The 13,272-nt window shown below is 45.8% G+C and carries 18 protein-coding genes; 17 read left to right on the forward strand and 1 reads right to left on the reverse strand.

What is annotated here, in order from left to right; all coding sequences use genetic code 11:
• The first annotated feature begins 29 nt into the window (after window positions 1–29).
• The 17 genes from NSB28_RS07785 (at window position 30) to NSB28_RS07865 (ending at window position 11,536) form a co-directional block, all read left to right on the forward strand.
• The gene (locus NSB28_RS07785) at window positions 30–1,100 is read left to right on the forward strand and encodes a lysylphosphatidylglycerol synthase transmembrane domain-containing protein (protein WP_109626381.1); all 1,071 of its coding nucleotides are present in this window, start codon (window positions 30–32) and stop codon (window positions 1,098–1,100) included.
• Window positions 1,091–1,714 (forward strand): CDP-alcohol phosphatidyltransferase family protein, encoded by a 624-nt coding sequence (locus tag NSB28_RS07790; protein WP_109626342.1) that lies wholly within the window; start codon window positions 1,091–1,093, stop codon window positions 1,712–1,714. Before NSB28_RS07785 ends, NSB28_RS07790 begins: the two co-directional genes overlap by 10 nt.
• A 10-nt stretch (window positions 1,715–1,724) precedes the next feature.
• Window positions 1,725–2,600 carry a phosphatidylserine decarboxylase gene (locus tag NSB28_RS07795; protein WP_109626343.1) on the forward strand — a complete coding sequence of 292 codons (876 nt, stop codon included), beginning with the start codon at window positions 1,725–1,727 and terminating at the stop codon, window positions 2,598–2,600.
• A gap of 35 nt (window positions 2,601–2,635) precedes the next feature.
• Window positions 2,636–2,980, forward strand: coding sequence for a YlxM family DNA-binding protein (ylxM, locus tag NSB28_RS07800; protein WP_109626344.1), 345 nt, complete (start codon window positions 2,636–2,638; stop codon window positions 2,978–2,980).
• Between the two features lie 3 nt (window positions 2,981–2,983).
• A complete protein-coding gene (gene ffh, locus NSB28_RS07805) occupies window positions 2,984–4,330 on the forward strand; it encodes a signal recognition particle protein (RefSeq protein WP_109626345.1) in 1,347 nt (448 codons plus the stop codon).
• A 34-nt stretch (window positions 4,331–4,364) separates the two neighbouring features.
• Window positions 4,365–4,610 carry a 30S ribosomal protein S16 gene (gene rpsP / locus NSB28_RS07810; protein WP_109626346.1) on the forward strand — a complete coding sequence of 82 codons (246 nt, stop codon included), beginning with the start codon at window positions 4,365–4,367 and terminating at the stop codon, window positions 4,608–4,610.
• Between the two features lie 17 nt (window positions 4,611–4,627).
• Window positions 4,628–4,855, forward strand: a complete 228-nt coding sequence (locus tag NSB28_RS07815) for a KH domain-containing protein (protein ID WP_109626347.1) — start codon at window positions 4,628–4,630, stop codon at window positions 4,853–4,855.
• Window positions 4,856–4,965: 110 nt separating this feature from the next.
• Window positions 4,966–5,475, forward strand: a complete 510-nt coding sequence (gene rimM / locus NSB28_RS07820; protein WP_109626348.1) for a ribosome maturation factor RimM — start codon at window positions 4,966–4,968, stop codon at window positions 5,473–5,475.
• A complete protein-coding gene (gene trmD / locus NSB28_RS07825) occupies window positions 5,476–6,210 on the forward strand; it encodes a tRNA (guanosine(37)-N1)-methyltransferase TrmD (protein WP_109626349.1) in 735 nt (244 codons plus the stop codon).
• Between the two features lie 421 nt (window positions 6,211–6,631).
• The gene (gene rplS, locus NSB28_RS07830; RefSeq protein ID WP_109626350.1) at window positions 6,632–6,979 is read left to right on the forward strand and encodes a 50S ribosomal protein L19; all 348 of its coding nucleotides are present in this window, start codon (window positions 6,632–6,634) and stop codon (window positions 6,977–6,979) included.
• A gap of 101 nt (window positions 6,980–7,080) precedes the next feature.
• On the forward strand, window positions 7,081–7,659 hold the full coding sequence (gene lepB, locus NSB28_RS07835; RefSeq protein WP_109626351.1) for a signal peptidase I: 579 nt from the start codon (window positions 7,081–7,083) through the stop codon (window positions 7,657–7,659).
• An 11-nt stretch (window positions 7,660–7,670) separates the two neighbouring features.
• Entirely contained in the window at window positions 7,671–8,519 is an 849-nt protein-coding gene (ylqF, locus tag NSB28_RS07840; RefSeq protein WP_109626352.1) for a ribosome biogenesis GTPase YlqF, read from the forward strand.
• A 39-nt stretch (window positions 8,520–8,558) separates the two neighbouring features.
• Window positions 8,559–9,128, forward strand: coding sequence for a signal peptidase I (gene lepB / locus NSB28_RS07845; protein WP_109626353.1), 570 nt, complete (start codon window positions 8,559–8,561; stop codon window positions 9,126–9,128).
• A 12-nt stretch (window positions 9,129–9,140) separates the two neighbouring features.
• Complete coding sequence (locus NSB28_RS07850; RefSeq protein ID WP_109626354.1) at window positions 9,141–9,899, forward strand: ribonuclease HII; 759 nt, start codon at window positions 9,141–9,143, stop codon at window positions 9,897–9,899.
• A 35-nt stretch (window positions 9,900–9,934) separates the two neighbouring features.
• Window positions 9,935–10,306 carry a YraN family protein gene (locus tag NSB28_RS07855; RefSeq protein WP_243134891.1) on the forward strand — a complete coding sequence of 124 codons (372 nt, stop codon included), beginning with the start codon at window positions 9,935–9,937 and terminating at the stop codon, window positions 10,304–10,306.
• A gap of 47 nt (window positions 10,307–10,353) precedes the next feature.
• Window positions 10,354–11,214, forward strand: coding sequence for a peptidoglycan editing factor PgeF (gene pgeF, locus NSB28_RS07860; RefSeq protein ID WP_109626355.1), 861 nt, complete (start codon window positions 10,354–10,356; stop codon window positions 11,212–11,214).
• 166 nt (window positions 11,215–11,380) lie between these two features.
• Window positions 11,381–11,536, forward strand: a complete 156-nt coding sequence (locus NSB28_RS07865) for a hypothetical protein (protein ID WP_187374294.1) — start codon at window positions 11,381–11,383, stop codon at window positions 11,534–11,536.
• Between the two features lie 158 nt (window positions 11,537–11,694).
• Here NSB28_RS07865 and NSB28_RS07870 read toward each other — a convergent pair whose 3' ends face one another.
• On the reverse strand, window positions 11,695–12,867 hold the full coding sequence (locus tag NSB28_RS07870; protein WP_109626356.1) for a ribose-phosphate pyrophosphokinase: 1,173 nt from the start codon (window positions 12,865–12,867) through the stop codon (window positions 11,695–11,697).
• Window positions 12,868–13,272 lie beyond the last annotated feature (405 nt).

The raw sequence follows: 13,272 nt of genomic DNA on the forward strand, positions 1-13,272 counted from the left end.
GCAGTTAGGGAGAGAATACTTTGGAATTTATTAAAAAAAATAAGAAAAGCATCTTTCAGATAGCATTTCTTGTGCTGCTTATGGTACTGACCTTCTATGTACTGCTGAAGGATCAGGAGCTGGGCGTTATATGGGAGACGATCCTTAAGGTTAAAAAGCGTTATATATGGCTGGGCATTGCGCTGGTTATCATTTATGTGTGCAGCGAATCAGTGATCATCCATTACATGATGCATTCACTTAAGAAAAAGGTTCCCCTCACCCAGTGCATAAAATACAGTTTTATCGGCTTTTTCTACAGCTGTGTCACTCCGTCGGCAAGCGGAGGACAGCCGGCCCAGATATACTATATGAGCAAGGATAAGATCGAAGTGCCTGTATCGACGCTGGTACTCATGATCGTGACGATCACTTATAAGTTTGTCCTTGTGGTGGTGGGGATAGGAGTTCTCCTGTTCTGCCGTCCGCTGCTGGATAAATATATGAGTGCTACCAGATTCTTTCTGGATCTGGGCGTGCTGCTCAATGTAGGCTGTGTCGCCTTGATGTTTATTCTCATATTCAAGCCGAAACTGACAAAAAAGCTTATGCATCTCGGATTAAAGATACTGGAGAAATCCCGGATACTGAAGCACAAAGAGGAGAGGACAGAGAAGCTTTCTAAATCTATGGATGTATATAAGGAATCTTCTTATTATTTCAGGGATCATAAAATGGTGGTCTTCAATGTGATACTGATATCCTTTTTTCAAAGGTTCTGTCTCTTTTTTGTGACATATCTTGTGTATCTGGCGTTTGGTTTTTCGGGAAGCAGCGCTTTTGATATTGTGATCCTGCAGGCTACTATCTCTGTTGCTGTGGATATGCTTCCGCTGCCGGGGGGGATGGGAATCAGTGAAGGACTTTTTCTGTCCATTTTCAGGCCTGTCTTTGGCCCGGCTTATGTCCTTTCGGGGATGCTGCTGAGCCGCGGGATCAGCTATTATGCGCTTCTGGCCATAAGTGCGCTGGTGACTGTCTACGCACATTTCAGCATTACTAGGGCTGCCATACGCCGTGAGCGTGCAGCGAAGGGAGAGGACAAAACATTATGTGGTTAGGATTTTATAATTACACGGTCGTGCTGACTTATCTGGGGCTTATCAGTTCAGTGATCGGTATGACAGAGGCGCTTGAAGAGCGCTTCAGCGTTGCGATAGCCTGTCTTGTTGTTTCAGGGATATGTGACATGCTGGATGGTAAGGTTGCCCGGACAAAAAAAGGACGGACAGATGATGAAAAGAAATTTGGGATACAGATAGATTCACTTTGTGACCTGATCTGCTTCGGAGCGTTCCCGGCATTTCTGGGATACGGACTGGGGCTTCGGGGATTTTGGGGTACAACGGCTATGTGCCTCTATGTACTGGCAGCAGTGATCCGTCTGGGATATTTTAATGTGATGGAAGAGAAGCGGCAGAAAGAAACCACCGGTGTCAGGAAATACTATGAGGGCCTTCCTGTTACTTCCATTGCAATCATTTTTCCTATCGTATACCTTTTAAGGCCGCATTTTGGACAGGTTATTTACCTGAGAGTGCTTATCGGGGTAATGATAGCAGTAGGAATTCTGTTTGTGAGCAGGATCAAGGTCTTTAAACCGGGAAATAAGATGATGGCCGCAATTATAGTTGCCGGGCTTGTTATACTGGGAAAACTGCTCAGATTTTATTGAGAGGAATCATATGAAATATATAGATAAGAGCGGGAATACATATCAAGAGGACAATGCGCAGGATAAGCTCCTGCGCAAATTATATACCTCGGTCTGGGGCAGGCTGCTGCTGAAGCCCCTGGTCCATCCTGCACTTTCCCGGGCAGCCGGAGCTGTCCTGGATACAGGGTTCTCCAGGATACTGATAAAACCTTTTATTAAGGCAAACCACATTGATATGTCACCTTATGTCAGAAGGAAATATACTTCTTATAATGACTTTTTTACACGGGAGATACAGCCTGAGGAGCGCATGATAAACCTGGATGAACACCATATTGTGAGCCCGTCAGACGGAAAAGTGTCAGCCTATGAGCTTAAGAACGGTATGTCATTCTGGGTGAAGAATACGAGGTATACTCTGGAGACTCTCCTTAAGAGCAAAAAGCTGGCGGGGAAGTATAAGGACGGCTATCTTGTGGTCATCCGCCTGACAGTGGATGATTATCACAGATACTGCTATCCTGTATCCGGGAGAAAGTCAGCAAACCGCCATATAAGCGGCGTGCTGCACACTGTGAACCCGGCGGCATGTGAGACGCTGCCTGTATACAAGGAAAATACAAGAGAGTACACTCTGATCAGAAGCAGCAGATTTGGCGACGTGCTTCAGATGGAGGTGGGAGCCCTTATGGTGGGGCGTATCCTGAACTACCACGGAATCAGGAATGTGGAGAAGGGGCAGGAGAAGGGCAGGTTCGAATTCGGCGGTTCTACAATCATACTTGTTCTTGAGAAAAGCAGGGTGCAGCTGGATCACCGGCTTCTTGAAAATACAGAAAACGGATATGAGACACTGGTAAAAATGGGGGAATCAATAGGTCAAGAAAAAACACTTGACAATTGAGAAAGTATCGTATATTATATTCAAGGTGAGCACGCATGGAAAAGATTGTAGAGCAGACTTTATTATATGACTTTTATGGTGAGCTTCTTACGGAGCACCAGAGAACTGTCTATGAAGATGTAGTGATGAACGATATCTCGTATTCAGAAATAGCCCAGGAGCGGGGAATCAGCCGTCAGGGCGTGCACGACCTTATAAAGCGGTGCAATAAGATTCTGGCGGACTATGAAGAAAAACTTCATCTGGTAGAGAAATTTATTTTTATCAGACAAAGAGTTGAAGAGATCCAGGGTTTGACGAAAAAGGCCGGCAGCATGGATGATTTATCACTTGTGCGGCAGATTGAGAAGATATCTAACGAAATCTTAGAGGAGTTGTAGACAATGGCATTTGAAAGCTTATCTGATAAATTGCAGAATGTATTTAAAAGCCTGCGAAGCAAAGGGCGGCTGACTGAAGGTGATGTCAAGTCGGCATTAAAAGAAGTCAAGATGGCTCTTTTAGAGGCGGACGTCAGTTTTAAGGTTGTAAAGCAGTTCATAAAAGCTGTGCAGGAGCGTTCGGTGGGTGCGGACGTCATGAATGGCCTGAATCCTGCTCAGATGGTCATCAAGATCGTCAACGAGGAACTGGTCAGTCTGATGGGATCCGATACCACAGAGATCCAGCTGAGGCCGGGCAACGAGATTACTGTCATCATGATGGCAGGACTTCAGGGAGCAGGTAAGACAACTACTGCGGCCAAGATTGCCGGAAAGCTGAAATCAAAAGGAAGAAAGCCTTTGCTGGCAGCGTGTGACATTTACCGCCCGGCGGCTATACAGCAGCTGCAGATAAATGGTGAAAAACAGGGAGTGGAAGTCTTCACTATGGGAGACAAGATAAGTCCTGTGGATATAGCCAAAGCAGCCGTGGAGCATGCCAGATCACATAATTTAAACGTAGTTATACTGGATACGGCAGGACGTCTTCACGTAGATGAAGAAATGATGGATGAGCTGATCAGGATCAAGGATTCCATTCAAGTGGACCAGACGATACTTGTAGTAGATGCCATGACAGGGCAGGATGCAGTAAATGTGTCTGAAATGTTCAATCAGAAGGTTGGCATAGACGGAGTGATACTGACAAAGCTGGACGGCGATACAAGAGGCGGTGCAGCGCTTTCTATTAAGGCAACATGCGGCAAGCCGATCCTGTATACAGGTATGGGAGAGAAGCTCTCTGACCTGGAACAGTTTTACCCGGACAGGATGGCCTCCAGAATTCTTGGAATGGGCGATGTGATGTCCCTCATTGAGAAGGCCCAGGCCAATATTGATGAAGAAAAAGCCAGGAACATGGAGCAGAAGCTGAAGAAAGCCCAGTTTGGTTTTGACGACTATCTGGAGAGCATGAACCAGCTGAAGAATATGGGCGGAATCAGCAGCGTACTTTCGATGATGCCCGGCATGGGCAGCAAGATGAAAGATCTGGAATCTGCTGTAGATGAAAAGAAGATGGCAGGAATCGAAGCTATGATACTTTCGATGACGCCCAAGGAAAGAGCTAACCCGGATATCCTTAATCCATCCAGAAAGAAGCGTATCGCTGCAGGGGCAGGAGTGGATATCAGTGAGGTAAATAAACTGGTCAAGCAGTTTGAACAGGCCAGAAAGATGATGAAACAGGTCCCTGGAATGATGGGAGGCAAAGGTGGTAAAAGAGGTAAGTTTAAACTTCCTTTTTAACATAAAAGATAAATAACCCAAGGAGGTGAAAGTAATGGCAGTTAAAATCAGACTTAGAAGAATGGGTCAGAAAAAGGCTCCTTTCTATAGAATCGTTGTAGCTGATTCTCGTTCCCCGAGAGATGGTAAATGTATCGATGAGATCGGTACTTACAATCCGAACATTGAACCAAGCGAGTTCAAGATCAACGAAGAATTAGCAAAGAAGTGGCTTGATAACGGAGCTCAGCCTACAGAAGTAGTTGGAAAACTCTTCAAATTAGCTGGAATTGAAAAATAGGACAAAAGGTGACCGTAATGAAAGAATTAGTAGAAGTAATTGCAAAGTCTCTTGTTGAAAATCCAGATGAGGTTGTAGTAACGGAAAAGGAAACCGGAAAATCTATTGTCCTGGAACTGAAGGTAGCTCCTTCCGATATGGGGAAGGTTATTGGAAAACAGGGCAGGATCGCGAAGGCTATTCGTTCTGTGGTAAAAGCTGCAGCAGCCAAGGAAGATAAAAAGGTAGTAGTTGATATACTGTAAATGGAACCCGGTGCCAGAGAGATGGTTACCGGGCTTTTTTATATGACCGGGGCGGGCAGTCACCGGGCTGTATAAAGCCTCAGCATTGAGTCAAGAAAGGAAAATCCGGAATGGAACAGTTTTTTCAGATTGGAGTGATTTCCTCCACCCATGGGCTGAAGGGGGAAGTAAAGGTTTATCCCACAACTGAGGATCCCAAACGATTTGAGGTCATCAGAGATGTAATACTGGATACGGGAAAAGAACAGATTAATCTTGAAATAGAGCGTGTCAAATATTTTAAACAGTTTGTGATCGTGAAGTTCAGAGGAATCGATGATATAAATGATATCGAGAAATATAAAGGACGCAGTCTTCTTGTCACAAGAGAAAATGCCACTCCTCTTGAGGAGGGAGAATTCTATGTGGCCGATCTCATTGGCCTTGAGGTTGTCACAGAGGATGGCAGCTCTTACGGACATCTAGTAGATGTGATGGAGACAGGGGCAAATGATGTCTATGTAATAGAGCGCAGTGATGGGAAAGAGATCCTGGTTCCTGCCATAAAGCAGTGCATCCTGGATACAGATATAGATAAGGGAATAATGAAGATCCACCTTCTGGAAGGATTGGAGGACTAAATGAAATATCATGTGCTGACACTTTTTCCTGAGATGATCATGCAGGGACTGGGAGTAAGTATTATAGGGCGCGCGATGGAGAAGGGCCTGCTGGAGCTGGAGGCGGTCAATATCAGGGATTATGCCAATAACAAACATAATAAAGTAGATGATTATCCATACGGGGGAGGGGCAGGCATGGTCATGCAGGCTGCTCCTGTTTATGGAGCTTATGAAGCCGTAAAAGAGAAGATCGGCTATGCGCCGAGAGTCGTCTACCTGACGCCCCAGGGAGAGGTGTTTAACCAGCAGCTTGCTAAGGAACTGGCCAAAGAAGATGATCTTGTTTTTCTGTGCGGCCACTATGAGGGGATTGATGAACGTGTACTTGAAGAGGTAGTCACAGATTTTGTATCCATAGGCGATTATGTGCTCACAGGCGGGGAGCTTCCCGCTATGGTGATGATAGACGCTGTATCGCGCATGGTGCCCGGCGTACTGAGCAATGGAGAATCTGGGGAGACAGAGTCCTTTGAGGGTAATCTGCTGGAATATCCCCAGTACAGCAGGCCGGAAGAATGGCATGGCAAAAAGGTGCCCGAAGTGCTTCTCTCAGGCCATCATGCGAACATTGCTAAATGGAGAAGAGAGCAGTCCATACTGAGAACCGCCCAGCGCCGGCCCGATCTGCTGGAAAAAGCCCGGCTGACAGAAAAAGAGAAAGATTTTCTTTCCAAATCAGAAAAATCATGGTAATATATTTCCTAGGGGTATTGGATAATATTCCCTGGGATGCACTGTGCATCTGCTGCAGTATGAAAACAGAATAGAATGTTGCCGGAATATGCCATTTTATACCGTAAGTGTTTCCTTTTTCGTAACAGTTCAGCCTTCCACTGTTCCGCGAGGTGTTTTCGTGCAAAATGCACGAAAATCCCGAGAGTTGCAGCGCCAAAATGCTGTCACAGCATTTTGTGTGCATCGCGGAGCGTTGTTATAGGTCAGATGGCTGCTGAATAGCAGACGGCTGAACTGTAACCCTTTTTCTTGTTTTGCAGGTAAAAAATACTTGCAATCCCAATTGAATCATGATAGAATAATATGCGTTGTGAGAAAAGAGATGGTCCTCTGCTACAGATATGTATTAAGAACATCCGATAATATAAGGAGGCACACAATGAACGAAATTATCAAGAAGATTGAAGAAGCTCAGTTAAAAGCTGACGCACCAGTATTTAATGTTGGTGATACTGTTAAAGTATACGCTAAGATTAAAGAGGGAAACCGTGAAAGAATCCAGGTTTTCGAAGGAACTGTTTTAAAGAAACAGGGCGGAAGCTCAAGAGCAACCTTTACTGTAAGAAAGAATTCTAATGGTATCGGAGTAGAAAAGACATGGCCGTTACATTCCCCGAGCGTTGAGAGGGTTGAAGTTGTCAGAAGAGGTAAAGTAAGACGTGCAAAACTGAACTACTTAAGGAAACGTGTTGGAAAGAGCGCCAAAGTTAAAGAATTAGTGAAATAATATGGAATGGACCAGGGACAAGTACTTAGGTATGTTGTCCCTGTTTTCAAGTTAAATACCCCGCAGCAAGCCGCGGAAAATAAAAAAGATGAGGTATAGACATGGTGGAAAGAGAGCGCAGAAGAAAGAACGTGCCGGAGAAGCCGAAAAAAAGCGTGCCTAAAGTCATTTTTGGATGGACATTCCAGATTATAGTCGTCATCATGTTTGCTTACGTGCTCGTATATTTTTTTGGACAGACCAGAACAAATATTGGACAGTCAATGGATACCACATTGTCAGGAGGGGATACTGTACTTCTGAATGAGATGTCCTACCGTCTGGGCGGGCCAAAAAGAAATGATGTCATAGCTTTTAAGCCAAATGGCAGCGCAAACAGCCATTCTTATATCAAGAGGGTGGTAGGGCTGCCGGGAGAAACAATTCAGATCCGGGATGGCATGATATATATTAATGACAAGATTTATCTGGAGAAAAAGGATTATACTCCTATGACAGAGGCAGGCCTTGCTGAAGAACCTATCGTTCTCGGGACGAATGAATACTTTGTTCTTGGGGATAACAGAAATAACAGTGAAGACAGCCGGTTTGCAGATATTGGGCTGGTAAAAAAGGATGATATTGAAGGAAGAGTATGGTTCGTGATTTCTCCCTGGGAGAATTTCGGATTCGTGAAGTAGAAAGGAAATATATGAATTATCAATGGTATCCCGGCCACATGACAAAGGCCAGACGCATGATGCAGGAAGACATCAAGCTCATCGATCTGGTCATTGAGCTTTTAGACGCAAGGGTTCCGATGAGCAGCCGGAATCCGGATATTGACAGGCTGGCCGGCAGCAAGTCCAGGATCGTGCTGCTGAATAAAGCTGATCTGGCTGACGAGAGGGCGACAGATAAGTGGATGGAGTTTTTCAGAGATAAGGGCATTCTTGCTGTGAAGATCAACTCCAGAAGCGGTTCCGGCGTGAAGTCCATTAACAGTGCAGTCCAGGAAGCTTGTAAAGAAAAAATAGAGAGAGACAGGAAAAGAGGCATACTGAACCGTCCGGTGAGGGCTATGGTGGTTGGAATCCCAAATGTGGGGAAATCCACTTTTATAAATACTCTTGCAGGCAAGGCATGTGCCAAGACAGGAAATAAACCCGGCGTTACTAAGGGCAAGCAGTGGATTAGGCTCAATAAGAGCGTGGAGCTGCTGGATACTCCGGGTATCCTCTGGCCAAAGTTTGAAGACCAGACAGTTGGGAGGAACCTGGCCATGATAGGTTCTATCAGGGATGAGATATTGAATGCGGATGAGCTGGCCGCTGCTCTGATCCAGTATCTGACAGAAGCATATCCCGGGACATTAAGCGCGAGGTATTCCTGCTCAGAAGAAGGAAGTGCGGCAGATATATTAGGTGAGATCGCCGAAAACCGTTCCTGCCGTTTGAAGGGAAACGAGCTGGATTATGGTAAGGCGTCTGCAATTGTGATTGAGGATTTCAGGAGCGGAAGGCTGGGGAAGATTACTCTGGAACTGCCGGAGAGAGCCTAAGCGCCTGTGATAAGAAACTAAAAAGAAAGTGGTGGAAGTATGAGCGATAAAGGGGAAAAAGAAGAAAAAAAAGAGAAGAGCACGGTGGGTGAACTTGCCACAATGCTTTTATATGTAGCGATCGTCCTGGTACTCACATTTTTGGTGGTACGTTATGTGGGACAGAGGACAGAAGTGAGCGGTCATTCTATGGAGCCTACCTTGTCAGACGGGGATAATCTGATCGTGGATAAGATCAGCTACCGCTTTAATGATCCGCAGAGGTTTGACATTATAGTTTTTCCTTTTCAGTATAAGGATAATACGTTTTATATTAAGCGTATCATCGGCCTTCCGGGAGAGACGGTGCAGATAAAAGACGGAGTCATTTATATAAACGGTGAGGTCCTGGAGGAGCACTACGGCAAAGAAGTGATGGAGAAGAGCGGTTTGGCGGCAGAGCCGATCACGCTTGCTGATGACGAATATTTTGTCCTTGGGGATAACAGAAACGCCAGCTCCGACAGCCGCGAACCAAGTGTGGGCAGCATTAAGCGTGAAAATATTATTGGACGGGCATGGCTGCGCATTTGGCCGTTTGACAGCTTTGGAATACTGAAACATCAATAACAAGGAGCATTCATGCAGGAAAAGATAGCTGATATAAAGAAGAAATTTGAAGAAGCCGGGAATACCGGGCTTGAGGGACTGTTCGCAGAGTATGCGGACGATCCCAGGGCCGGTGTTGCCGGCTTAATAAAAAGGTATGCGAAGAAACTAAAGAATCTGCAGGAGGAGGCCGAACGCCTGGAGGCCATGAAAGCATATGAGAAAGAGTATGCGCAGGCGGGGCTGATAGCAGGAATCGATGAGGCAGGACGTGGACCACTGGCGGGGCCGGTAGTGGCGGCAGCAGTAATTCTGCCTCCTGACGCGCAGATATTGTGGCTAAACGATTCAAAGCAGGTGAGTGAGAAGAAAAGGGAGCTGCTCTTTGATGAGATAATGGAAAAGGCTGTGGCAGTTGGGGTAGGCATGGCAGGTCCCGGCAGGATCGATGAGATAAATATCCTTCAGGCTACATATGAAGCTATGCGGGAGGCGATTGGAAAACTGCAGGTAAAACCTGACCTGCTGCTCAATGATGCTGTCAGGATCCCCGGGATCACCATCAGGCAGGTGCCGATCATCAAGGGGGATGCCAAAAGTGTTTCTATAGCTGCAGCCAGTATTATTGCAAAAGTGACAAGGGACAGACTTATGAGAGAATATGACAGTCTTATGCCTGAATACGGGTTTGCAGGGCACAAAGGCTACGGCAGCACATCCCATATTGAGGCTATCAGGAAGTATGGCCCTTCGCCCATTCACAGAAAGAGCTTTATCAAGAATTTTATATAGAGCAGTGCTCACGGGAATGAGAAAGAAGGAAAGATGTGGGGGAGTCTGCAAAAATCAACAAAAGAGAGCTGGGAAATGCCTATGAAGAAAAAGCAGCCCAGCATATGCAGGAAGAAGGAATGCACATTCTGAAGCGCAATTACAGGTGCAGATCAGGTGAGATCGATATTATTGGCAGAGATGGAGAGTATCTTGTATTTACAGAGGTGAAATACCGCAGGGCAGGAAGCCCCTACGAAGCGCTTGAATCAGTTGGATTTAAGAAGCAGAGGAGGATATCCCGTGCTGCGGCATGGTATATGGCGGAATCAGGACTGCCGGCGGAGACGCCTGTCAGGTTCGATGTGGCAGCTTTTGACGGTGAAGAACTCTTTTATCTGAGAAATGCTTTTGAGTACTGCAGGTAGTACAGCGGTCAGATATGCATGACAGTGATAAAAAAGGAGATATATATATGGAACTGGGATGGAAGAGAAGGGGGGACACTCGCGTCCTTGAGATAAAGCAGAACGGGGATGTGCCCTGGCTTGCATATCCTGTTTTGGAAAATATGGAGTTTCTTCTCCATGGATTTTCTACAAGGCTGGGAGGCGTGAGTGAAGGACATCTGGGGAGTATGAACTTAAGCTTCAGCCGCGGCGACAGAGAGGAAAATGTAAGAGAGAACTACGGAAGAATTGCCCGGGCTGTTGGATTTCTGCCGGAAGACCTTGTGTTTTCACACCAGACACATACGACAAATGTCAGAAGGGCAGATGAGGCAGACAGAGGAATGGGATTTACCCGTCCTCTGGAGTATTCAGATGTGGACGGGCTGATCACAGATTGCCCGGGCCTTGTACTGGCGACCTTTTATGCGGACTGCGTGCCGCTGTTCTTTGTGGATCCTGTGAAGAAGGCAGTCGGCCTCTCACATTCCGGCTGGAGAGGTACTGCCGGAAAGATAGGAAAGGTGACTGTGGAAGCCATGTGCAGGGAATTTGGAAGTAATCCGGCTGATATCATAGGGGCAGTTGGGCCGTCTATCTGCCAGGACTGCTATGAAGTGAGCGAAGATGTGATAGAAGAGTTTTCATCCAGTTTCGATGACAAGTATCATGATTCTCTTTTTTATAAAAAAGAGAACGGAAAATACCAACTGGATCTCTGGAAGGCAAATGAGCTTATCATGGAAGAGGCAGGCCTTAAAAAGCAGAATATTTATGTGACAGATATCTGTACCTGCTGTAATCCCGAACTGCTCTATTCACACAGGGCATCCGGGGGTAAAAGAGGCAATCTGGCGGCATTTTTAGGAATACGCCGGTCAATGTGACGAAAATGTAAGGATATAAGAGAAAAATGTAAGATGTAAAAATGGCATGAAAAGTGGGAACCCTCTATAATATCATCATAAGATATAACATTAAAGAAAACATAATCATAAACTATAAAGGAATGACAGCAGCTGTTTGTGCAGCAAAAGATGAGGAGGAACCACTATGAAGAATAAACTGAAGCATGTTGTAACTGGAATCGTGAGCCTTGGTAAAAAGGTTATATTTGCAGTTGGAGTTTTTGCCATCTACTATGTAGGTCTTAAGATATGGTCTTCAATCAAAGATGAGAAGGAATTAGATGAGATCCTTGACAGATAACCAGACCTTCCGCAGAAACAGATGGATTTTTTGACAGAAACAAATGGATCATCGGCAGGCATCAGAAGAGCCGGTACAAAAAGGTGGCAGCTGCCATCTGTCTTGTACCGGCTCCTGTTTTTTAATTCAATAATTAATTCTGTCAGCAGGACTTTTGTTTACCGGCTGCCATATTGTTCCAGCAGTTTGTGTATTTTTTCAGTTGGAGACTGTACGCGTCCGATAGAAACATCATGGTTTAAGGAATCAATGATGCTGGCCAGGAAGCGCGACATGTCTGCTTCCTCATAATAAGGTTTTGACAGAAGCTCCGGCCTGCGGTAATTCAGGTTTGTAGTTACGACCCTGGAGATATATCCCTTTTCGTAATACTCATCGAATTTTTCAAAGCCGTCCGTAAAGAGTCCGAATGTGGTGCACACGAACACTCTGTTCGCCTTGCGTTCCTTCAGCTGTTTTGCCACATCCAGCATACTTTCTCCGGAAGATATCATATCATCAATAATAATGACGTCTTTTCCGTCCACTGAATCCCCTAAAAATTCATGTGCTACTATAGGATTCTTGCCGTTGATCACGGTGGAGTAGTCTCTGCGCTTATAAAACATTCCCATATCCACACCCAGGATATTAGAGAAGTATACCGCCCTGCTCATAGCCCCTTCATCCGGGCTTATGATCATCAGATGGTCATTGTCGATGCGAAGGTCAGGGGTAGAATGTATAAGCGCTTTTAAAAACTGATAAGTAGGCATAAACGAATCAAATCCAGAAAGAGGAACAGCATTCTGGACCCTTGGGTCGTGTGCATCGAATGTGAGTATATTGGAAACCCCCATGTCGATCAGTTCCTGAAGTGCAAGGGCACAGTCGAGGGATTCACGTTTTGTCCTCTTGTGCTGGCGTCCTTCATACAGGAATGGCATTACAACATTGATGCGGCGGGCTTTTCCGTTAGCCGCTGAAATAATGCGTTTAAGATCCTGGAAATGATTGTCGGGAGACATATGGTTTTCGTGGCCGCATACAGTGTATGTAAGGCTGTAATTACACACATCAACAAGGATAACAAGGTCGCATCCGCGTATAGAGGAGCTGATGATCCCTTTTGCCTCACCGGTCCCAAACCTGGGGCAGGAGCAGTTAACCAGGTAACTGTCTTCTACATATCCTTTAAAAAGGATATCATCCTTAAAGTGAGATGGATTTTCGTGACGGTATTCAATCAGATGCTGATTTACTAAATCTGCAAGATCCCTGCATCCCTCCAGCGCAGCAATGCGCAGCGGTGCCACAGGAATCGCGTGTTGTAAAGCTTCAAAATTTGGCATATCTGTCCTCCGAAATGATTTTTCAACATAGTTATATCATTTTCGGGGAGCAAAAGCAAGAAAATTGTCGGGAATTGCGGGATATTGCTGTTTAGCTGATTAGAGGCAGGAGGACGCTTTGCATTTTAGGCTGTGAATCAGCGGGAGGGGCAGGCGGGCAGGAGGATTCGTGGTTCAGTCCAACCGCTGTGTCGTGAAACTCTAAGGCCCCGAAGACTGCTTGAAACGCAAAAGGCGGCCGGAAACTCGGTGCATTTGCTGATACAAACGCCCCTCAGACAGCTCCGGCCTTGAGCGCAAGCGCTCACTTTTGCTGACCGCATTCTTTGGGGCCTAAGAGTTTCATGTCCTCGCTCAAGTCCTTCACCACGAACCCTCCTGCCCGCCTGCCCCTCCCACTGATGC

Origin of the sequence: Murimonas intestini (assembly GCF_024622195.1) — a bacterium.
In the GTDB taxonomy this organism is placed as follows: domain Bacteria; phylum Bacillota; class Clostridia; order Lachnospirales; family Lachnospiraceae; genus Murimonas; species Murimonas intestini.

Bases quoted from the DNA above. Each gene is read 5' to 3' on its own strand.
- rpsP (WP_109626346.1), top strand. From the start codon at position 4,365: ATGGCAGTTAAAATCAGACTTAGAAGAATGGGTCAGAAAAAGGCTCCT.
- rplS (WP_109626350.1), top strand. From the start codon at position 6,632: ATGAACGAAATTATCAAGAAGATTGAAGAAGCTCAGTTAAAAGCTGAC.
- lepB (WP_109626351.1), top strand. From the start codon at position 7,081: ATGGTGGAAAGAGAGCGCAGAAGAAAGAACGTGCCGGAGAAGCCGAAA.
- NSB28_RS07795 (WP_109626343.1), top strand. From the start codon at position 1,725: ATGAAATATATAGATAAGAGCGGGAATACATATCAAGAGGACAATGCG.
- NSB28_RS07870 (WP_109626356.1), bottom strand. From the start codon at position 12,867: ATGCCAAATTTTGAAGCTTTACAACACGCGATTCCTGTGGCACCGCTG.
- ffh (WP_109626345.1), top strand. From the start codon at position 2,984: ATGGCATTTGAAAGCTTATCTGATAAATTGCAGAATGTATTTAAAAGC.
- lepB (WP_109626353.1), top strand. From the start codon at position 8,559: ATGAGCGATAAAGGGGAAAAAGAAGAAAAAAAAGAGAAGAGCACGGTG.
- NSB28_RS07865 (WP_187374294.1), top strand. From the start codon at position 11,381: ATGAAGAATAAACTGAAGCATGTTGTAACTGGAATCGTGAGCCTTGGT.
- NSB28_RS07850 (WP_109626354.1), top strand. From the start codon at position 9,141: ATGCAGGAAAAGATAGCTGATATAAAGAAGAAATTTGAAGAAGCCGGG.
- NSB28_RS07815 (WP_109626347.1), top strand. From the start codon at position 4,628: ATGAAAGAATTAGTAGAAGTAATTGCAAAGTCTCTTGTTGAAAATCCA.
- NSB28_RS07790 (WP_109626342.1), top strand. From the start codon at position 1,091: ATGTGGTTAGGATTTTATAATTACACGGTCGTGCTGACTTATCTGGGG.
- ylxM (WP_109626344.1), top strand. From the start codon at position 2,636: ATGGAAAAGATTGTAGAGCAGACTTTATTATATGACTTTTATGGTGAG.
- pgeF (WP_109626355.1), top strand. From the start codon at position 10,354: ATGGAACTGGGATGGAAGAGAAGGGGGGACACTCGCGTCCTTGAGATA.
- ylqF (WP_109626352.1), top strand. From the start codon at position 7,671: ATGAATTATCAATGGTATCCCGGCCACATGACAAAGGCCAGACGCATG.
- trmD (WP_109626349.1), top strand. From the start codon at position 5,476: ATGAAATATCATGTGCTGACACTTTTTCCTGAGATGATCATGCAGGGA.
- rimM (WP_109626348.1), top strand. From the start codon at position 4,966: ATGGAACAGTTTTTTCAGATTGGAGTGATTTCCTCCACCCATGGGCTG.